14 protein-coding genes and 1 pseudogene are annotated in these 14,408 nt (G+C 64.7%); 8 read left to right on the top strand and 7 right to left on the bottom strand.

The genetic code is table 11. The features are described from left to right. Positions 1–59: 59 nt before the first annotated feature. Positions 60–1,049, top strand: coding sequence for a TAXI family TRAP transporter solute-binding subunit (locus EN949_RS09490; RefSeq protein ID WP_127371422.1), 990 nt, complete (start codon positions 60–62; stop codon positions 1,047–1,049). Positions 1,050–1,134: 85 nt separating this feature from the next. Further along, positions 1,135–3,192 (top strand): TRAP transporter permease, encoded by a 2,058-nt coding sequence (locus EN949_RS09495; protein WP_024501712.1) that lies wholly within the window; start codon positions 1,135–1,137, stop codon positions 3,190–3,192. A gap of 314 nt (positions 3,193–3,506) precedes the next feature. Here the strand turns inward: EN949_RS09495 and EN949_RS09500 are convergent, their stop codons facing one another. The 5 genes from EN949_RS09500 to EN949_RS09520 all read right to left on the bottom strand — a co-directional run bounded on the left by EN949_RS09500 (position 3,507) and on the right by EN949_RS09520 (position 8,556). After that, positions 3,507–3,752, bottom strand: a complete 246-nt coding sequence (locus EN949_RS09500) for a MoaD/ThiS family protein (protein WP_027035223.1) — start codon at positions 3,750–3,752, stop codon at positions 3,507–3,509. Next, a complete protein-coding gene (locus EN949_RS09505; RefSeq protein ID WP_063168620.1) occupies positions 3,740–6,010 on the bottom strand; it encodes a xanthine dehydrogenase family protein molybdopterin-binding subunit in 2,271 nt (756 codons plus the stop codon). Before EN949_RS09505 ends, EN949_RS09500 begins: the two co-directional genes overlap by 13 nt. Position 6,011: 1 nt before the next feature. Next, positions 6,012–6,488 carry a (2Fe-2S)-binding protein gene (locus EN949_RS09510; protein ID WP_013530647.1) on the bottom strand — a complete coding sequence of 159 codons (477 nt, stop codon included), beginning with the start codon at positions 6,486–6,488 and terminating at the stop codon, positions 6,012–6,014. Then, positions 6,488–7,348 carry a xanthine dehydrogenase family protein subunit M gene (locus EN949_RS09515; RefSeq protein WP_063168619.1) on the bottom strand — a complete coding sequence of 287 codons (861 nt, stop codon included), beginning with the start codon at positions 7,346–7,348 and terminating at the stop codon, positions 6,488–6,490. Before EN949_RS09515 ends, EN949_RS09510 begins: the two co-directional genes overlap by 1 nt. 230 nt (positions 7,349–7,578) lie before the next feature. Further along, entirely contained in the window at positions 7,579–8,556 is a 978-nt protein-coding gene (locus EN949_RS09520; protein WP_063168618.1) for a GlxA family transcriptional regulator, read from the bottom strand. Between the two features lie 72 nt (positions 8,557–8,628). Here EN949_RS09520 and EN949_RS36465 point away from each other — a divergent pair. Then, a pseudogene (locus EN949_RS36465) lies at positions 8,629–8,745 on the top strand (transcriptional regulator); the annotation flags it as partial. Between the two features lie 63 nt (positions 8,746–8,808). Then, positions 8,809–10,035, top strand: a complete 1,227-nt coding sequence (locus EN949_RS09525) for a flavin-dependent oxidoreductase (RefSeq protein ID WP_063168617.1) — start codon at positions 8,809–8,811, stop codon at positions 10,033–10,035. A gap of 23 nt (positions 10,036–10,058) precedes the next feature. Here the strand turns inward: EN949_RS09525 and EN949_RS09530 are convergent, their stop codons facing one another. Then, positions 10,059–10,952 (bottom strand): LysR family transcriptional regulator, encoded by an 894-nt coding sequence (locus EN949_RS09530; protein ID WP_063168616.1) that lies wholly within the window; start codon positions 10,950–10,952, stop codon positions 10,059–10,061. Positions 10,953–11,055: 103 nt separating this feature from the next. Between EN949_RS09530 and EN949_RS09535 the strand changes: the two genes are divergently transcribed. Together EN949_RS09535 and EN949_RS09540 are read left to right on the top strand one after the other, a co-directional pair. Next, positions 11,056–11,793, top strand: a complete 738-nt coding sequence (locus tag EN949_RS09535; protein WP_024501705.1) for an SDR family oxidoreductase — start codon at positions 11,056–11,058, stop codon at positions 11,791–11,793. 69 nt (positions 11,794–11,862) lie between these two features. Then, positions 11,863–12,075: a 4-oxalocrotonate tautomerase family protein gene (locus EN949_RS09540; RefSeq protein ID WP_013530653.1), complete on the top strand. Its 213-nt coding sequence runs from the start codon at positions 11,863–11,865 to the stop codon at positions 12,073–12,075. 52 nt (positions 12,076–12,127) lie between these two features. Here the strand turns inward: EN949_RS09540 and EN949_RS09545 are convergent, their stop codons facing one another. Next, positions 12,128–13,039, bottom strand: coding sequence for a transcriptional regulator GcvA (locus EN949_RS09545; protein ID WP_013530654.1), 912 nt, complete (start codon positions 13,037–13,039; stop codon positions 12,128–12,130). A 217-nt stretch (positions 13,040–13,256) separates the two neighbouring features. On the opposite strand from EN949_RS09545, the gene EN949_RS09550 reads away from it, so the two are divergent. Together EN949_RS09550 and EN949_RS09555 are read left to right on the top strand one after the other, a co-directional pair. After that, positions 13,257–13,439, top strand: coding sequence for a DUF1127 domain-containing protein (locus EN949_RS09550; protein WP_013530655.1), 183 nt, complete (start codon positions 13,257–13,259; stop codon positions 13,437–13,439). After that, positions 13,436–14,326 (top strand): NmrA family NAD(P)-binding protein, encoded by an 891-nt coding sequence (locus EN949_RS09555; RefSeq protein WP_063168615.1) that lies wholly within the window; start codon positions 13,436–13,438, stop codon positions 14,324–14,326. The genes EN949_RS09550 and EN949_RS09555 overlap by 4 nt, the downstream gene beginning before the upstream one ends. Positions 14,327–14,408: the final 82 nt, after the last annotated feature.

The following is a 14,408-nucleotide window of genomic DNA, read 5'->3' on the forward strand; positions in this document are numbered from 1 at the left end:
CAGGTTGACAACACCTTGGCCGCTGCAACATCCTGCCGGTTTTTAGACTGGGAGGTAGCATGACTATTTCGATCAACCGCCGCACCTTTTCCATAGGCGCGGGCGCTCTGGCTTTGGCTGCGGCCGGATTTTCGCCGGCACGCGCGCAGCAGGCGTTTTTCCGCATCGGCACGGGCGGAACGTCCGGCACCTACTATCCGGTGGGCGGCCTGATCGCCAACGCCATCTCGGCAACCGGGGCGGCCGGCGTCGAAGGCTTGGTCGCCACCGCCACGTCCTCCAACGGTTCGGTGGCCAACATCAGCGCCATCCAGTCGGGCGCGTCCGAATCGGGCTTCACGCAATCCGACGTCGCCTACTGGGCGCATTCGGGCACCGGCCTCTATGAGGGCAAGCCCAAGGTTGACGACCTGCGCCTCATCGCGACGCTTTATCCCGAGACGATCCATTTGGTCGCGCGTGCCGACGCCGGCATTAAGTCGGTGGCGGATCTCAAGGGCAAACGCGTCTCTCTTGACGAGCCGGGCTCCGGCACCATCGTCGATGCGCGACTTGTGCTTGGCGCTTACGGTCTGGCTGAAAAGGACGTGCAGCCCGAATATCTCAAGCCTGGCCCGGCCGGAGAGCGGCTGCAGGATGGCGCCATGGACGCTTATTTCTTCGTCGGTGGTTATCCGACCGGCGCAATCGTTGAGCTTGCCACCACCAACAACATCACGCTGGTGCCGATCACCGGCCCCGAGGCCGACAAGCTGCTGTCCGAGCAGAAGTTCTTCTCCACCGATACCGTGCCGGAAGGCACCTACAAAAATGTCGGCGAAACCAAGACCATTTCCGTCGCCGCTCAATGGGTGACCAGCGCCAAGCAGACCGACGACCTCGTCTACAAGATCGTCAAGTCGCTTTACAGCGACGAAACCCAAAAGGCCCTGCAGGCAGGCCACGCCAAGGGCAAGCTGATCACGCTCCAGTACGCGGTTACCAGCGCTGGCATTCCGTTTCATCCCGGCGCAGAGAAATTCTACAAGGAAGTCGGCACCCTGAAATAAGAGCCATTTGGACCGGCTGACAACAACGAGGCGGAAGGGATGCTTTCCGCCTCTTTTGTCTGGAAATTCAGGACACGGAACCGGCATGAGCGATGACGACAAGATCAAGCTTTCCGCAATGGAGTTCGATGAGGAGAGCGCTCGCGAACTGGAGGAGAAATTCGACTCCGAAATCCGCTTCCGGCCACTGACCCGTGTCGCGGGCTGGCTGGTCGGCTTCCTCCTGGTGGCGCTGTCACTGTTTCACTACTACACCGCCGGTTTCGGCCTGCTGCAGGAAATGCTGCACCGGGGCATCCACCTGTCGATGGTGCTGGCGCTGATCTTCCTCGTCTTCCCGCTGGTGAAGAAAAGCTACGACCAGCCCGCGCGGTCCAGCCTCCTGCGGCCGCTCGGCATACCCCTTTTCGACTGGCTGCTGGCGATCGCTGCGGTCGTCGTCGTCATGCACGTGCCTATGATCCCGCTCGACGACCTTGCCTTCCGCGTCGGCAATCCCACGGCGCTCGACGTGGTGTTCGGCCTTATCCTCATCCTGCTTCTGCTGGAGGCGACGCGCCGCTCCGTCGGCATCCCGCTGCCCATCATCGCCGTCGTCTTCATGGCCTACGCGCTGTTGGGGCGGTACATGCCGAGCATTCTGGTGCACCCCGGCGCGTCCGTCTCCCAGCTTGTCGATCACCTTTATCTGACGACGCAGGGCATCTACGGCATCGCGCTCGGCGTCGTCGCCACCTACGTCTTCCACTTCGTGCTGTTCGGCGTCTTCGCCACCCGCATTGGCCTCGGCCAGCTCTTCCTCGACTGCGCGGCGTGGGTCGCCGGCCGCTACGCCGGGGGTCCCGCCAAGGTGTCGATCTTCGGCTCGGCGCTGTTCGGCATGATTTCCGGCTCGTCGGTCGCCAACACCGTTACCGTCGGCTCGCTGACCATCCCGGCGATGATCAAGCTCGGCTACAAGAAACATTTCGCCGCAGCGGTGGAAGCGGCGTCCTCGACCGGCGGTCAGGTGACGCCGCCGATCATGGGCGCAGCGGCCTTCCTGATGATCGAATTTCTCGAACTGCCCTACACGACCATCATCCTTGCCGCCATCGTGCCCGCCTTCATGCACTTCTTTGGCGTGTTCATGCAGGTGCATTTCGAGGCCAAGCGAACCGGCCTCAGGGGGCTCAGGCCGGACGAGATGCCCGATGTCGTCGAGGCGCTGAAGCGGGACTGGCCGACGATCATCCCGCTCGTCGTTCTCATCGGCGTTCTGCTCTCGGGCTACACGCCCTACATGGCCGCCTTCTGGGGCATCACCTTGTGTATTCTCGTCGGCTTGCTCAATCCGCGCCGGCGCATGTCGGTCGCCGACATCGTGACGTGTCTGCGCGACGGCGCCAAATATGCGCTCGCAGTCGGAGCCGCCGCCGCAACCGTCGGCATCGTCGTGGGCGTCGTCACCCTGACCGGAGTGGGCTTCAAGCTGTCCTACATCGTCACATCGACGGCCGGACACCTTTCCCTTCTCTTCGGCACCTTCATCCCCGAGGCGATCTTCTCGGCCCAGGGCCTGACCCTATTGTTCACCTTGATCATGACTGGCGTCGTCTGCATCCTGATGGGCTGCGGCATCCCGACGACCGCGAACTACATCATTATGGTGACGATCGCGGCGCCGGCGCTTGTCATGCTCGGCACCGAGCCGATCGTCGCTCACTTCTTCGTGTTCTATTACGGACTGCTGGCGGACATCACGCCACCGGTGGCGCTGGCGGCGTACGCCGCCGCTGGCATGGCGGGGGCGGACCCGTTCAAGACCGGCAACACCGCCTTCCGGCTGGGGATGGGTAAGGCACTGGTTCCTTTCGTGTTCGTCTTCTCACCGTCCCTGCTGCTGGTGACGAAGGATTTCACCTGGCCGAACTTCTTCCTCGCCTTTTTCGGCTGCGTGCTGGGCATCACCTGCCTGGGCGCCGCGCTATCGCGCTATCTTCTGGTGCGCACACGCCCATGGGAAAACGTGCTGCTCGTGTTCGCCGCCCTGCTTCTGGTGGCACCCGAACTCTATTCCTCGCTACTCGGCGTGGCGCTTTTGGTCCCGGTCCTGCTGCGCCATTGGAACGCACGCCACACTGAAGAGGCGCAACCAGTCTGATCAGCGCCGCACCAACGCAATCCTTCCCGGGGTTTTCGACGTCGCGCATATGCGGTGGGCGGACGGAAAGATGAGAGGGCCGACCATCGAGTCCATGACATTCCGCTGCGGGTTCTCGGCGCCGAGCGAGCTTCAGCCTAGTCGCGAAGATGTCCGCTCGTGAGAAGAGGCGATGAGCCGTGGCGATGACCGGCATGGGGCGCAAATCAGACCCTGCTCCCGGTCGAATCCAACAGCGGTTTTGGCCTTCTTAGAATTACGAGAATTACGGGAATTACGGTGACAGTGCACCTTTTACCCTGCCATGTGTCCGCCTATCCCCCCGCCAATCGCGGCAGCAGAAAAATCTCCGCCCCCTCCGGCAGCTTCTTCGACCACGTATCCCGATAGATCGTCCCGTCGATCGCCACCGCGATGCCTTTGTCGATCCAGGGCTCGAGGCCGGGATACTGTTCAGCCAGCTTCCTGAACAGCTCCCTTATGTCCTTGGCCTCGATCTCGACCTTGCTGTTGCCTCCGGCGGTCGCGGCGAGCGAGCCCCAGAGCGTTACTTCGACCATTCCCGTTCCGCCTCGATCGCGGCAAGGATGCGCGGCGGCGACATCGGGATGTGCGTCATGCGCACGCCCGCGGCGTTCGACACCGCATTGGCGATCGCCGCCAGCGGCGGCACGATCGACGTCTCGCCGACGCCGCGCACCCCGTAAGGGTGGTTGGGGTTGGGGATCTCGAGGATCTGGGTGTCGATCATCGGCAGGTCCGAGCAGACCGGGATGCGGTAATCGAGGAAGCCGGCGTTCTGCAGCCGCCCGTCCTTGCCGTAGATATACTCCTCGTTGAGCGCCCAGCCGATGCCTTGCGCGGCACCACCCTGGTATTGGCCCTCGACATAGGTCGGGTGCACCGCCTTGCCGGCATCCTGCACGACCGTGTAGCGGATGACCCTGGCGGCGCCGGTATCGGGATCGACCTCGATATCGCAGATATGGGTGGCGAAGGAGACGCCGGCGCCATCGGCGACGAGCTCGCTGTGGCCGGCGATCGGCCCGCCGGTCTTGCCCGACTCGACCGCGATCTCCTTCAGCGACAGCTTGCCGAGATTGCCGTGCTTCTCGCCCTTGGCGATCGCGTGGCCCTTCTCCCAGACCACGTCGTCGACGGCAATGTCCCACATCTGCGCGGCGCGCTCGCGCAGGATCTTGATCGCATTGCGGGCGGCCGAGATCGTTGCCATGGAAGACGAGAAGGTGCCGCGGCTGCCGTCCGTCATGTCGTTGTAGCCGAGGCTGGACGTGTCGGCGACGATCGCCTTGACCTGGGAATAGTCGATGCCGAGTTCCTCCGCCGCCACCAGCGACAGCGACGCGCGCGAACCACCGACGTCGACCGTGCCGACGGCAAGCGAGACCGAGCCGTCCATGCCGATGTTGAGGTCGGTGCAGGTCTGGCCGCCGAAGTTGAACCAGAAGCCGCAAGCCATGCCGCGGCCCTGGTTCTTGCCCAGCGGCGCCTTCATGTGCGGATGGCTCTTCACCGCCTCGAGCGTCGGGCCGATGCCGATCGGGCCGTAGACCGGACCGTAGGAGGACCGTGTGCCTTCCTGCGCGGCGTTTTTGATCCGGAAGTCGACCGGGTCCATGCCGATCTTCTTGGCCAGCTCGTCGACGGCGCTTTCCACCGCGAAGGCTGCCATGGGTGCGGAAGGCGCGCGATAGGCCGCGGTCTTCGGCCGGTTGACCAGCACTTCGTAGCCGACCGTCTTGACGTTATCGAGCTTGTAGCAGGCGAACGCGGTCATGGCGCCGATCTCGGCCCAGGAGCCGGCATACGGGCCGCAGCTGTAGCGCAGCGTCGCTTCGGCGGCGGTGATGGTGCCGTCCTTGCGGGCGCCGATCTTGACGTCGATCGAGGTGGCGCTGGTCGGGCCCGAGGCGCGGAACACCTCGTCGCGGGTCATCACCAGCTTCACCGGCCGTCCTGCCTTGCGCGACAGCGCCAGCGCCACCGGCTCGGCCCAGACATGGGTCTTGCCGCCAAAACCGCCGCCGATCTCCGAGGAGGTGACGCGCAGTTTCGAGGCTTCCATGCCAAGCAGCTGGGCGCAGTGCTGGCGGTAGACGAAATGGCCCTGCGTGCACACCCAGAGGTCGGCGGTGCCGTCGGAGCTGAAATTCGCCACGCAGGCATGCGGCTCGATATAGCCCTGGTGCGTCTGCTCGGTCTTGAAGGAGCGCTCGACGATGAAGTCGGCGTGCCCGAAACCCTGATGGACATCGCCATGGCCAAACTGGCTGCGCTTGGTGACGTTGGAGGGTTTTACCGGCTTTTCCTCAAGGCCCTCGGTGAAGATGGCATCATTGATCAAGGGCGCCGTGTGCTTCGCCGCCTCGTCGACATCGGTGACGTGCGACAAAAGCTCGTACTCGATCTCGATGAGCTTCAGCGCCTGCCTGGCGGTGCGGGCGTCGATCGCGGCGACCGCGGCCACCGCGTGGCCGTCATAGAGCGCCTTCGTGCGCGCCATGCAATTGTCGAGGACGTCGTACATGGCGGCATCGCCATCGGTGAGGTCGGGCAGGTCGGCCGCGGTGATCACCGCCTTGACGCCGGCGAGCTTTTCCGCTTTCGACGTGTCGATCTTGACGATCCTGGCGTGGGCGTGCGGGCTTCTCAGAACGCGCCCGACCAGCTGGCCGGCCATGTTGAAGTCGGCGCCGTAGCGCGCGCGGCCCGTCACCTTGTCGATGCCGTCGGGACGGATCGGACGTGTGCCGACGGAGGCGAATTTACGTCCGGAAAAACGTGGATCGAAATTCATCTCAGGCTCCCTTCATCACGATGGCCGCATCCTGGACGGCGCGCACGATCTTGTCGTAACCGGTGCAGCGGCAGAGGTTCCCGGCAAGGCCGAAGCGGATTTCCTCCTCGGTCGGGTCGGGGTTCTTGGCCAGGAGGTCCTTGGCCGCGATCAGGAAGCCCGGAGTGCAGATGCCGCATTGCAATGCGGCGTGCTCGAGGAATTTCTGCTGCAGCGGGTGCAGCGTATCGCCATGCGCCATGCCCTCGATGGTCTCGACGCGACGGCCTTCAGCCTCGGCGCCGAGCACCAGGCATGAGCACACCAACCGGTCATCGAGGATGATCGAGCAGGCGCCGCAGTCGCCGGTGCCGCAGCCTTCCTTGGCGCCCGTCAGCCCCAGCCGATCGCGCAGGACGTCGAGCAGCGTCTCGTCGGGCTGGCACAGATACTCGACAGCATCGCCGTTGATTGTCGTTGAAACTGCAATTCCAGCCATCATTTGCCTCCTGCACGTGCATAGGCTGATGTGGCGGCCCGCTGGGCCAGCACACCCGCAACTTTTCGTCTGAATTCGATAGTGCCGCGCTTGTCGTCGATGGGACGACAGGCCCCCGCGCAGACCTTGGCGAGCCGCTCCAGCGTCGCCTCTTCCAGCCTGGAGCCGACGAGCACCTCCGCGGCCTCTTCGACCAGAAGCACCGTCGCCGCCACGGCGCCCAGCGCCACGCGGGCCGATTTGACGACACCGTGCTCGTCGAGCGTCAGGTTCACCCCGGCGCTGACCACCGCGATGTCCATCTCGGTGCGTGGAATGAAACGCAGATAGGCATCGCCAGACCGCGGCTCGCGCTTGTCGAGCAGGATCGCCTCGATGATCTCGCCTTTGGCCAGCGACGTCTTGCCCGGCGCGGTCGGCACGCTCTGCACGGGGATCGTGCGCCGGCCCGCCGGCCCGACGACCACTGCCCTGGCGCCGGCGGCAACCAGCGCCGGCACGCTGTCGGCGGCCGGCGATGCGTTGCAGAGATTGCCCACGATGGTGCAGCGGCCCTGCACCTGCTTGGAGCCGATCAGCTTGGCCGCCTCGACGACACCAGGCCATGCCTTCTTGAGGGCGGTGTTCTCTCCCAGGACGGCGCAAGGGACCGCGGCGCCGATGCTGAAGCCTTCAGCCGTTTCCCGGATCTCGCTCAAGCCATCGATCGCCTTGATGTCGACGATCAACTCTGGTTCGGCAAAGCCGCCCTTCATCCTGACCAGGAGGTCGCTGCCTCCGGCGAGGATGGCGGCCGTACCAGCCGACCCGGCCAACTGGCCAACGGCATCTTCTATTGAAAGCGGACGTATGTAGCGCATCGTCTCCCCTTGGTCATCGCGATTTCAGCGACCGTTATAAACAGTCTCCTCATAATGGCTATCCGGTTCGTCGTCTGCGGCGATTGGGCCAGGCGCCGCAATATCCAGTCCAACAGGCCGAAAGTGGCGCACTGAATGGCAGCAACCGGCTTTGGAATGATTTTCGTGAAACTTCGGTCTGGATCAAGTGCGCTCATTCGGTTTTGTCCGCTTTTGGACCGGAACGGCGTTTAAGCCGGCAGAGCCGCTGCTTGGCTGCCCCACTGAAGCCCCCTGTGTTCGGCGGCCGTCCGAAACGCCTGCGGCGGCTGGCCAAGGGTACGCAGGAAGGCACGCCGCATGCGTCCGGGATCGCCAAAACCGGCGGCTTCGGCGATGCGCTCAAGCGGGAGATGGCTGGTCTCGATCGCCGTGCGGGCCGTATCGAGGCGCATGCGCTCTACCGCCTTTGCCGGCGTGACGCCGGTCTCGGACGTGAAGGCGCGGGCGAAGTTGCGGGGACTCATGGCCGCGTGATCGGCCAGGCATTCGACGGTCAGCGGTTCGGCCAGGTTTGCCCGCACCCACTCGATCAGCGCGGCGAAGCGGCCGGTTCGCCCGCCCAGTTCGACGAAGGCCGAGAATTGCGACTGGCCGCCCGGCCGGCGCTGGTGCATGACTATCTGCTGTGCGGTGCGGCGCGCCACTTCAGCGCCAAGGTCATCTTCGACGAGGGCAAGCGCCAGGTCTATTCCGGCCGAGATGCCGGCCGACGTCCAGATGTCGCCATCCCTGATGAAAATACGCTCGGCATCCAGCCTGACCTTCGGGTAGCGGCGGTGGAAGTCGTGACTGCTGGCCCAGTGCGTGGTGGCGCGGCGGCCGTCGAGCAATCCCGCCCGTGCCAGCAGGTACGCGCCGGTGCAGACGCTGGTGGTGCGCCGCGCCGGCACGCGCCTCAACCAGGCGACGATCTCGTCCATCGCCTCGATGGAACGGATGATTTCGCCGCCCGATACGATGACGGTGTCGAAAGGGCCGTCGCGCAGAGGTCTGGTGAGAAGCTTCAGGCCAGAGGAGCTTTCAACGTCGCCGCCGCCGGGCGACAGCAAAACCAACTCATAGCTGTCCGGGCGGCAGCGCTCCGCAATCTCGAAGACGGTTGTCGGCCCGGCCGCATCCAGAAGCTGGAAACCGGGGTGAACGACGACGGCAACGTGCCTGCGCATGGCAGTATTCGCCCGATTTATGTCATTTCGGACGAAACCTAACGCCGGTAGCCTCGTCGTCAAGCCATCTGGAGACCGGCAAAAGTCCTGGACGAAACGCTGCGCGCCATCGCTGCCCGCCATGGTGCCCGCACGGCAGACCTCGTCGCCATGCAACTCGAATATCCCCGGCCACGCGCATCGCCGTGACGTCGCGAAGTCGACGGGCATCTGGCCGGCTCGGGGGGACTTTTCACGGCAAGGGAGTGACTGATGAAAGCATTGATCGCCGGGGCCGGTATCGGCGGCCTCACCACTGCTCTGTTCCTGCATGAGGCAGGCATCGAGGTCGAACTTTTCGAGCGGGCCGACGACATCCGCGAACTTGGCGTCGGCATCAACATGCTGCCTCACGCTGTCAAGGCGCTGGCCGGGCTTGGGCTGATGCCGGCGCTCGACGCGGAGGGGGTGAGGACACGCGAGCTTGTCTACACCAACCGCTTCGGCCAGATCGTATGGCAGGAATTGCGGGGCATCGATGCCGGCTATGAGGTTCCGCAAATCAGCATTCATCGCGGCAGGCTGCTGGGGCTGATTCACCGGGCCGTGGTGAACAGGCTTGGCGGCGACGTCATCAGCACGGCAAGCCGTGTCGATGCCTTCGAGCAGAACGAGGGCGAGGTCGTGGCGCATTTCCGCCGGCATGACGGCTCGCGCGGCGAGGCCCATGGCGACCTGCTCATAGGCGCCGACGGGATTCATTCCGCCGTCAGGGCCGTGCTCTATCCCGAAGAAGGGCCGCCGATCTGGAACGGCACGATGCTGTGGCGCGGCGCCACGCCGTGGCCGGTCTGGCGCGACGGGCGCACCATGGCGGTTGCCGGCGGCAATTTCGCCAAGTTCGTCTATTATCCGATCGAGCCGGATCGCGAAGAGACCAGGCTGACGAACTGGGCGGTGATGGCCAATACCGGCGATAGCGGCACATCACCGCTGCGTCCCGGCGACTGGAGCCGCCCGGGCGTGATCGACGATGTGCTGCCCTTCGTGCGTGACCGGTTTCAGCTTGATTTTGTCGACCCCGCCTCGATCATCCAGGCAACGGATGGCTTCTACGAATATCCGAACTGCGACCGCGACCCGCTGCCACGATGGTCGTTCGGGCGGGTGACGCTGCTCGGCGATGCGGCGCATCCCATGTACCCGGTGGGGTCGAACGGAGCCAGCCAGGCAATACTCGACGCTGGTTGCCTTGCGATGCATCTGGCCGCAGGACCGACCGTCGAAGCCGCGCTAACACGGTATGACGGGGAGCGGCGGCCGGCCACATCGGCCATCGTGCTGGCCAATCGGCAAGGCGGGCCGGAAGCGGTCATAGACATGGTCGAGGCCCGGGCGCCGCATGGGTTTGATGACATCGACGCCGTCGCTTCGCGCGAAGAACGCAAGAGCGTGGTACGCGGCTATGCGTCCCTGGCCGGGTTTGCAAAACCGAGTTGATCGCGAGTGGCGCGTTTTGCAGCCTACAGGTTTGCCTCGGCGAAGATGCGTGAGGCCCAGTCGAGGAAGACGCGAAGGCGCGGCGAGAGCTGTCTGTTCTGCGGGTAGAGCGCCGACAGCGGCGTCGGCGATGGCGGATAATCGGCCAGCACTTCGACCAGCGTCCCTTCGGCCAGGTCTTTGTCGAAGCGATAGCGCGGCGCCTGGATGAGGCCGAGGCCAAGCCGCGCCAGGTCGGCGGCGGTATCGGAATTGTTGGCGGCGACGCGGCCGGGCAGCCGCACCTCACGGATATTGCCGGCGACAGTGAATTCGAACGGAAGGGTCTCTCCGGTGCGCGACGAGACAAAGCCCACCGCCTGGTGACCGTCGAGCGCATCGGGGGAGGCGGGCGTGCCGTGGCGCTCGAGATAGGCGGGGCTGGCGCAGGTGATCTCGCGGATCATCGCGAGCCGCCGCATGATCATGCCGCTGTCGGGCGGCTCGCCGACGCGGATCACGCAGTCCACGCCTTCACGCACGAGATCGACCAGCCGGTCGCTCTGGCCGATCTGCAGGTCGATGCGGGGATAGCGGTCGAGAAACTCCGGCAGGCGCGGCAACAGGAATGTGCGGGTGAGCAGCGTGCTGGCGTCGATGCGCAGCAGGCCGAAAGGCTCGGCGTTGCGGAAGGCGGCCTCGGCATCCTCGATCTCGGCCAGGATCGACAGGCAGCGCCGATAGTAGGCTTCACCATCCTGGGTGGCGTTCACCTGCCGCGTCGTTCGTTCCAGCAGCCGCGCGCCGAGATGCTCCTCCAGCCGCCGGATGGCTTCCGTCGCGGTTGAGCGCGGCAGGCCGAGATCGGCCGCCGCAGCGGTGAAGCTGCGCCGCTCCAGAACGCGAACAAAGAGCCGCATCGTGTCCAGCCGATCCATGCTCTTTGTTCGCAGTTTCCGAATAGTGATGTCAATGGGTGGATGATTATCCGGAATTCGGCTTGGCCTATATCCGTGTCACCAACAACGCGGAGAGACTTCGATGACAAATCAAACCAGAACCGCGATCGTGACCGGCGCCTCCAAAGGCATCGGCGCCGCCATCGCACAGCGGCTCGCCCGTGACGGCGTCGCCGTTGTCGTCAACTATGCACGGGGCCGTGCGGAGGCCGAAGAACTGGTCCGCGCGATCGAGACCGGCGGCGGCAGGGCGATCGCCGTGCAGGCCGATATCGCCAATCCGAACGGCATCGCCGTGCTGTTCGACGCCGGCGAGAAGGCGTTCGGCGGCATCGACATCCTCGTCAACAATGCCGGCATCATGAAGATTTCGCCGATCGCGCAGACCGACGATGCTTCGTTCGACACCCAGATCGCGATCAATCTCGGCGGCGTGTTTCGCGGCATGCGGGAAGGTGCGCGCCGGCTTCGCGACGGCGGCCGCATGATCAATTTTTCCAGCAGCGTCGTCGGTCTCTATCAGTCGGGCTACGGCGTTTACGCCGCCACAAAGGCGGGTGTCGAGGCGATGACCCACATCCTGGCCAAGGAGCTTGGCGCGCGCCGTGTCACCGTCAACGCGGTGGCGCCCGGACCGATCGAGACCGCGCTGTTCACGGACGGCAAGAGCGAGGCGCAGATCGAGGCCATCGGCAAGATGATCCCGCTCGGCCGGCTCGGCCAGCCCGACGACATTGCCGGGCTGGTCTCGTTCCTGGCCGGTCCGGACAGCTTCTGGGTCAACGGGCAAATCATCCGCGCCAATGGCGGCGTGGTCTGAGGCGGCAACCAGGCCGGCTTGGCTCTCCTGACTGCCTGACTTCCACACTCGAAAAGCTAAGGAAACATCATGCCATTCGCCAACATCAAGCTACCGCAAGCGGCCCTCTCCAAAGCGCAGAAGGAAGACCTCATCCATCGAACGACCGCGATGTTCGTGGACTTTTTCGGTGAGGGCGTGCGCCCCTACACGATGGTGCTGGTCGAGGAGGTCGCCGACGGAGGCTATGGCCGGGCCGACGAAGTGTTCGTCGTGCCGGAAGTTTTTCGCGCGAAGGAGTAGTGCAGGGCTAGACCTCGAAGAGGTGCCTTTCACAAATTGAACCCTTGCCGCATCAGCCATCCTTCGTCGCACCGACCCAGTCGGCGGCCACTTCGGCAAACAGCCAGTCGCGGAACGCCTTGATCTTTTTCTGGCGCAGCGCGCCGTCACGGTAGACGACGTAGTAGCGCGAGGCGGATTTCAGCGCGAGATCGAAGGGACGAACCAGCCGCCCCGCAGCGAGGTCGGCCGAGACCAGCGCGCTTCGGCCGAGCAACACGCCTTCGCCATGCACCGCGGCTTCGACGGCGAAGGTGGCGGAATCGAAGCGCACGCCGCGCTTGGGATCGATGCCGTCCACGCCGGCCTGTTGCAGCCATGTTGCCCAGTCGATGCGAAAGGCGTCGTGGATCAGCTTGTGATGCCGGAGATCCCCGGGCTGGCGCAGCGGATGTTCGCCTTGCAGCAGTTCCGGGCTGCAGACCGGGAAGACCTCTTCATCAGCGAGAAACTCCGCCGTCACCCCGGTATAGCCGCCCTTGCCGTAGCGGATGGCGATGTCGATGCCGTCGCTGACGAAATCGGAAAGCACGCCCGAGGTCGACAGCCGCACGTCGATGTCGGCGTTTGCGCGGTGGAAGCGATGCAGCCTCGGCACCAGCCAGCGGCCGGCAAAACCGTCCGATGTGCTGACATTCAGGATGCCTGCCGTGCGGTCGGGCGTGGCGGCGATGGTGGCGGCGGCGATCTGGTCCAGCGCCGTCCTGACTTCCGATGCGTAGGCCGCGCCGACCGACGTCAGGCGCACGGACCTCGTTCCCCGATCGAAAAGCTGGATGCCGAGCCTGTCCTCGATGTTGCGGATGGCGCGGCTGACCGCGCCATGGGTGACGTTGAGCTCACCCGCCGCCTTGGAGAAACTCAGATGCCTGGCGGCAGCCTCGAAGGCGGGCAAGGCAGTGAGGGGCGGTAGTCTGCGCGGCATGGTCCACCTGTGAGTGTTGCTCACAAATCCTGCACAAAGAGTCGTTTGTCGTCCAGCCCGGAAATGTCCAATCTATAGGGGTAGCAGCGGATATTGATCGGCTTTCCTATCTCGCCGCTGCGCTGAACGACCAGAAACAGTGTGAGCAATCGTCATGCTTGTCCCCTTGCGGACGGCGTCGGCACGCTTGCGCCTACTGAACCACAGGAGACGAACCATGAAACCGATTCTCGAATCCATCAGCGCCGCGACGAGCGGTCTTGCACTCAGAGCCTCTGCAGTCGTCGAGCGCCGCCGGATGCTGCGCCAAGTTTCACGCTTCTCGAACCATCGCTTGCACGACATCGGATTCGAGCGCGACTGGGACGGCTCCATCCTGCGCAACGGGAGGTCGATATGACCAGCACCCTGATCATCGGCGCGACGGGGCTGCTGGGCAGCGAGATGGCGAAGGCCAGCGCCCGCAATGGCGATCGCCTGCACGTTCTGGTTCGTGCGGCAACAGCCGGCGATGAAGAGCGGCTGCGCCCGCTGAAGGAGCTCGGTGCCAAAATCCACGTCGGCGATCTCGACGACTATGACAGCCTTGTCCGCGCCGCCAGTGCGGTGGACCGCGTCATCAGCTCGGTGCATGTGCATTCGGCCAGCGAGATGACGCTGGTGCGGGCGCTGAGGGATGCCGGCGTTTCCCGCTATGTGCCTTCCGCCGGCTTCGGCCTCGACTTCGCCGCCGCCGCCCCGGGCTCGATCCCGCCGCTCGATCTCAAGCGAGGCGTGTTCGACGCGATCAGGCAAGCCGATCTGCCCTACACGGTGATCTACACCAACGGCTTCTTTTCGACCTGGGTGGCGACGCTGGGCGATCTGATGCGCTTTGGCTCGTCGCCCTTGCCGCCCGATGAGGTGACGCTTTATGGCGGTGGCGATGTGCCGGCGACGTTTGTCAGCGAGAAGGACATCGCCGCCGTCACCTTGCGCGCGTTGAACGATCCCAAGGCCATCCGCAGCGAGATCCGCATCGCCCGAAACAAGATCACCCAGAACGAAATGATCGATCTGTGGCGCCGGGTGAGCGGCCGCTCGCCGCGCATCGTGCCTCAGAGTGCGGCGGAGCTTGAGGCGATGATCGCGTCAGCCCCCTGGCTTGGACTGCTGCGGGCATTCTGGATACGCGGCGAGACCGCGCTCGAGACGGCCACGCCGGAAGCCGGAGTGCTGTATCCGGAGCTGGCTTTCGAGACCATCGAGAGCGCCTTTGTTGCGATGGCGGACGCCGCTGGGCGGTAGGAACAGGAGCGCGGCGCTGAAGCTGACGTCGTCGGCGCGGCCGATGAATCCGGCTCGCGGCGTGAGCCGCCCGAGAAGGGCT

Source organism: Mesorhizobium sp. M7A.F.Ca.US.007.01.2.1 (assembly GCF_003998165.1).
Taxonomy (GTDB): Bacteria; Pseudomonadota; Alphaproteobacteria; order Rhizobiales; family Rhizobiaceae; genus Mesorhizobium; species Mesorhizobium ciceri.

What these genes read in the sequence shown, in the direction of transcription:
- EN949_RS09500 (WP_027035223.1), bottom strand. Translation starts at nt 3,752, where the DNA reads ATGGTCGAAGTAACGCTCTGGGGCTCGCTCGCCGCGACCGCCGGAGGC.
- EN949_RS09525 (WP_063168617.1), top strand. Translation starts at nt 8,809, where the DNA reads ATGAAAGCATTGATCGCCGGGGCCGGTATCGGCGGCCTCACCACTGCT.
- EN949_RS09510 (WP_013530647.1), bottom strand. Translation starts at nt 6,488, where the DNA reads ATGGCTGGAATTGCAGTTTCAACGACAATCAACGGCGATGCTGTCGAG.
- EN949_RS09545 (WP_013530654.1), bottom strand. Translation starts at nt 13,039, where the DNA reads ATGCCGCGCAGACTACCGCCCCTCACTGCCTTGCCCGCCTTCGAGGCT.
- EN949_RS09540 (WP_013530653.1), top strand. Translation starts at nt 11,863, where the DNA reads ATGCCATTCGCCAACATCAAGCTACCGCAAGCGGCCCTCTCCAAAGCG.
- EN949_RS09530 (WP_063168616.1), bottom strand. Translation starts at nt 10,952, where the DNA reads ATGGATCGGCTGGACACGATGCGGCTCTTTGTTCGCGTTCTGGAGCGG.
- EN949_RS09550 (WP_013530655.1), top strand. Translation starts at nt 13,257, where the DNA reads ATGAAACCGATTCTCGAATCCATCAGCGCCGCGACGAGCGGTCTTGCA.
- EN949_RS09555 (WP_063168615.1), top strand. Translation starts at nt 13,436, where the DNA reads ATGACCAGCACCCTGATCATCGGCGCGACGGGGCTGCTGGGCAGCGAG.
- EN949_RS09520 (WP_063168618.1), bottom strand. Translation starts at nt 8,556, where the DNA reads ATGCGCAGGCACGTTGCCGTCGTCGTTCACCCCGGTTTCCAGCTTCTG.
- EN949_RS09490 (WP_127371422.1), top strand. Translation starts at nt 60, where the DNA reads ATGACTATTTCGATCAACCGCCGCACCTTTTCCATAGGCGCGGGCGCT.
- EN949_RS09535 (WP_024501705.1), top strand. Translation starts at nt 11,056, where the DNA reads ATGACAAATCAAACCAGAACCGCGATCGTGACCGGCGCCTCCAAAGGC.
- EN949_RS09505 (WP_063168620.1), bottom strand. Translation starts at nt 6,010, where the DNA reads ATGAATTTCGATCCACGTTTTTCCGGACGTAAATTCGCCTCCGTCGGC.
- EN949_RS09515 (WP_063168619.1), bottom strand. Translation starts at nt 7,348, where the DNA reads ATGCGCTACATACGTCCGCTTTCAATAGAAGATGCCGTTGGCCAGTTG.
- EN949_RS09495 (WP_024501712.1), top strand. Translation starts at nt 1,135, where the DNA reads ATGAGCGATGACGACAAGATCAAGCTTTCCGCAATGGAGTTCGATGAG.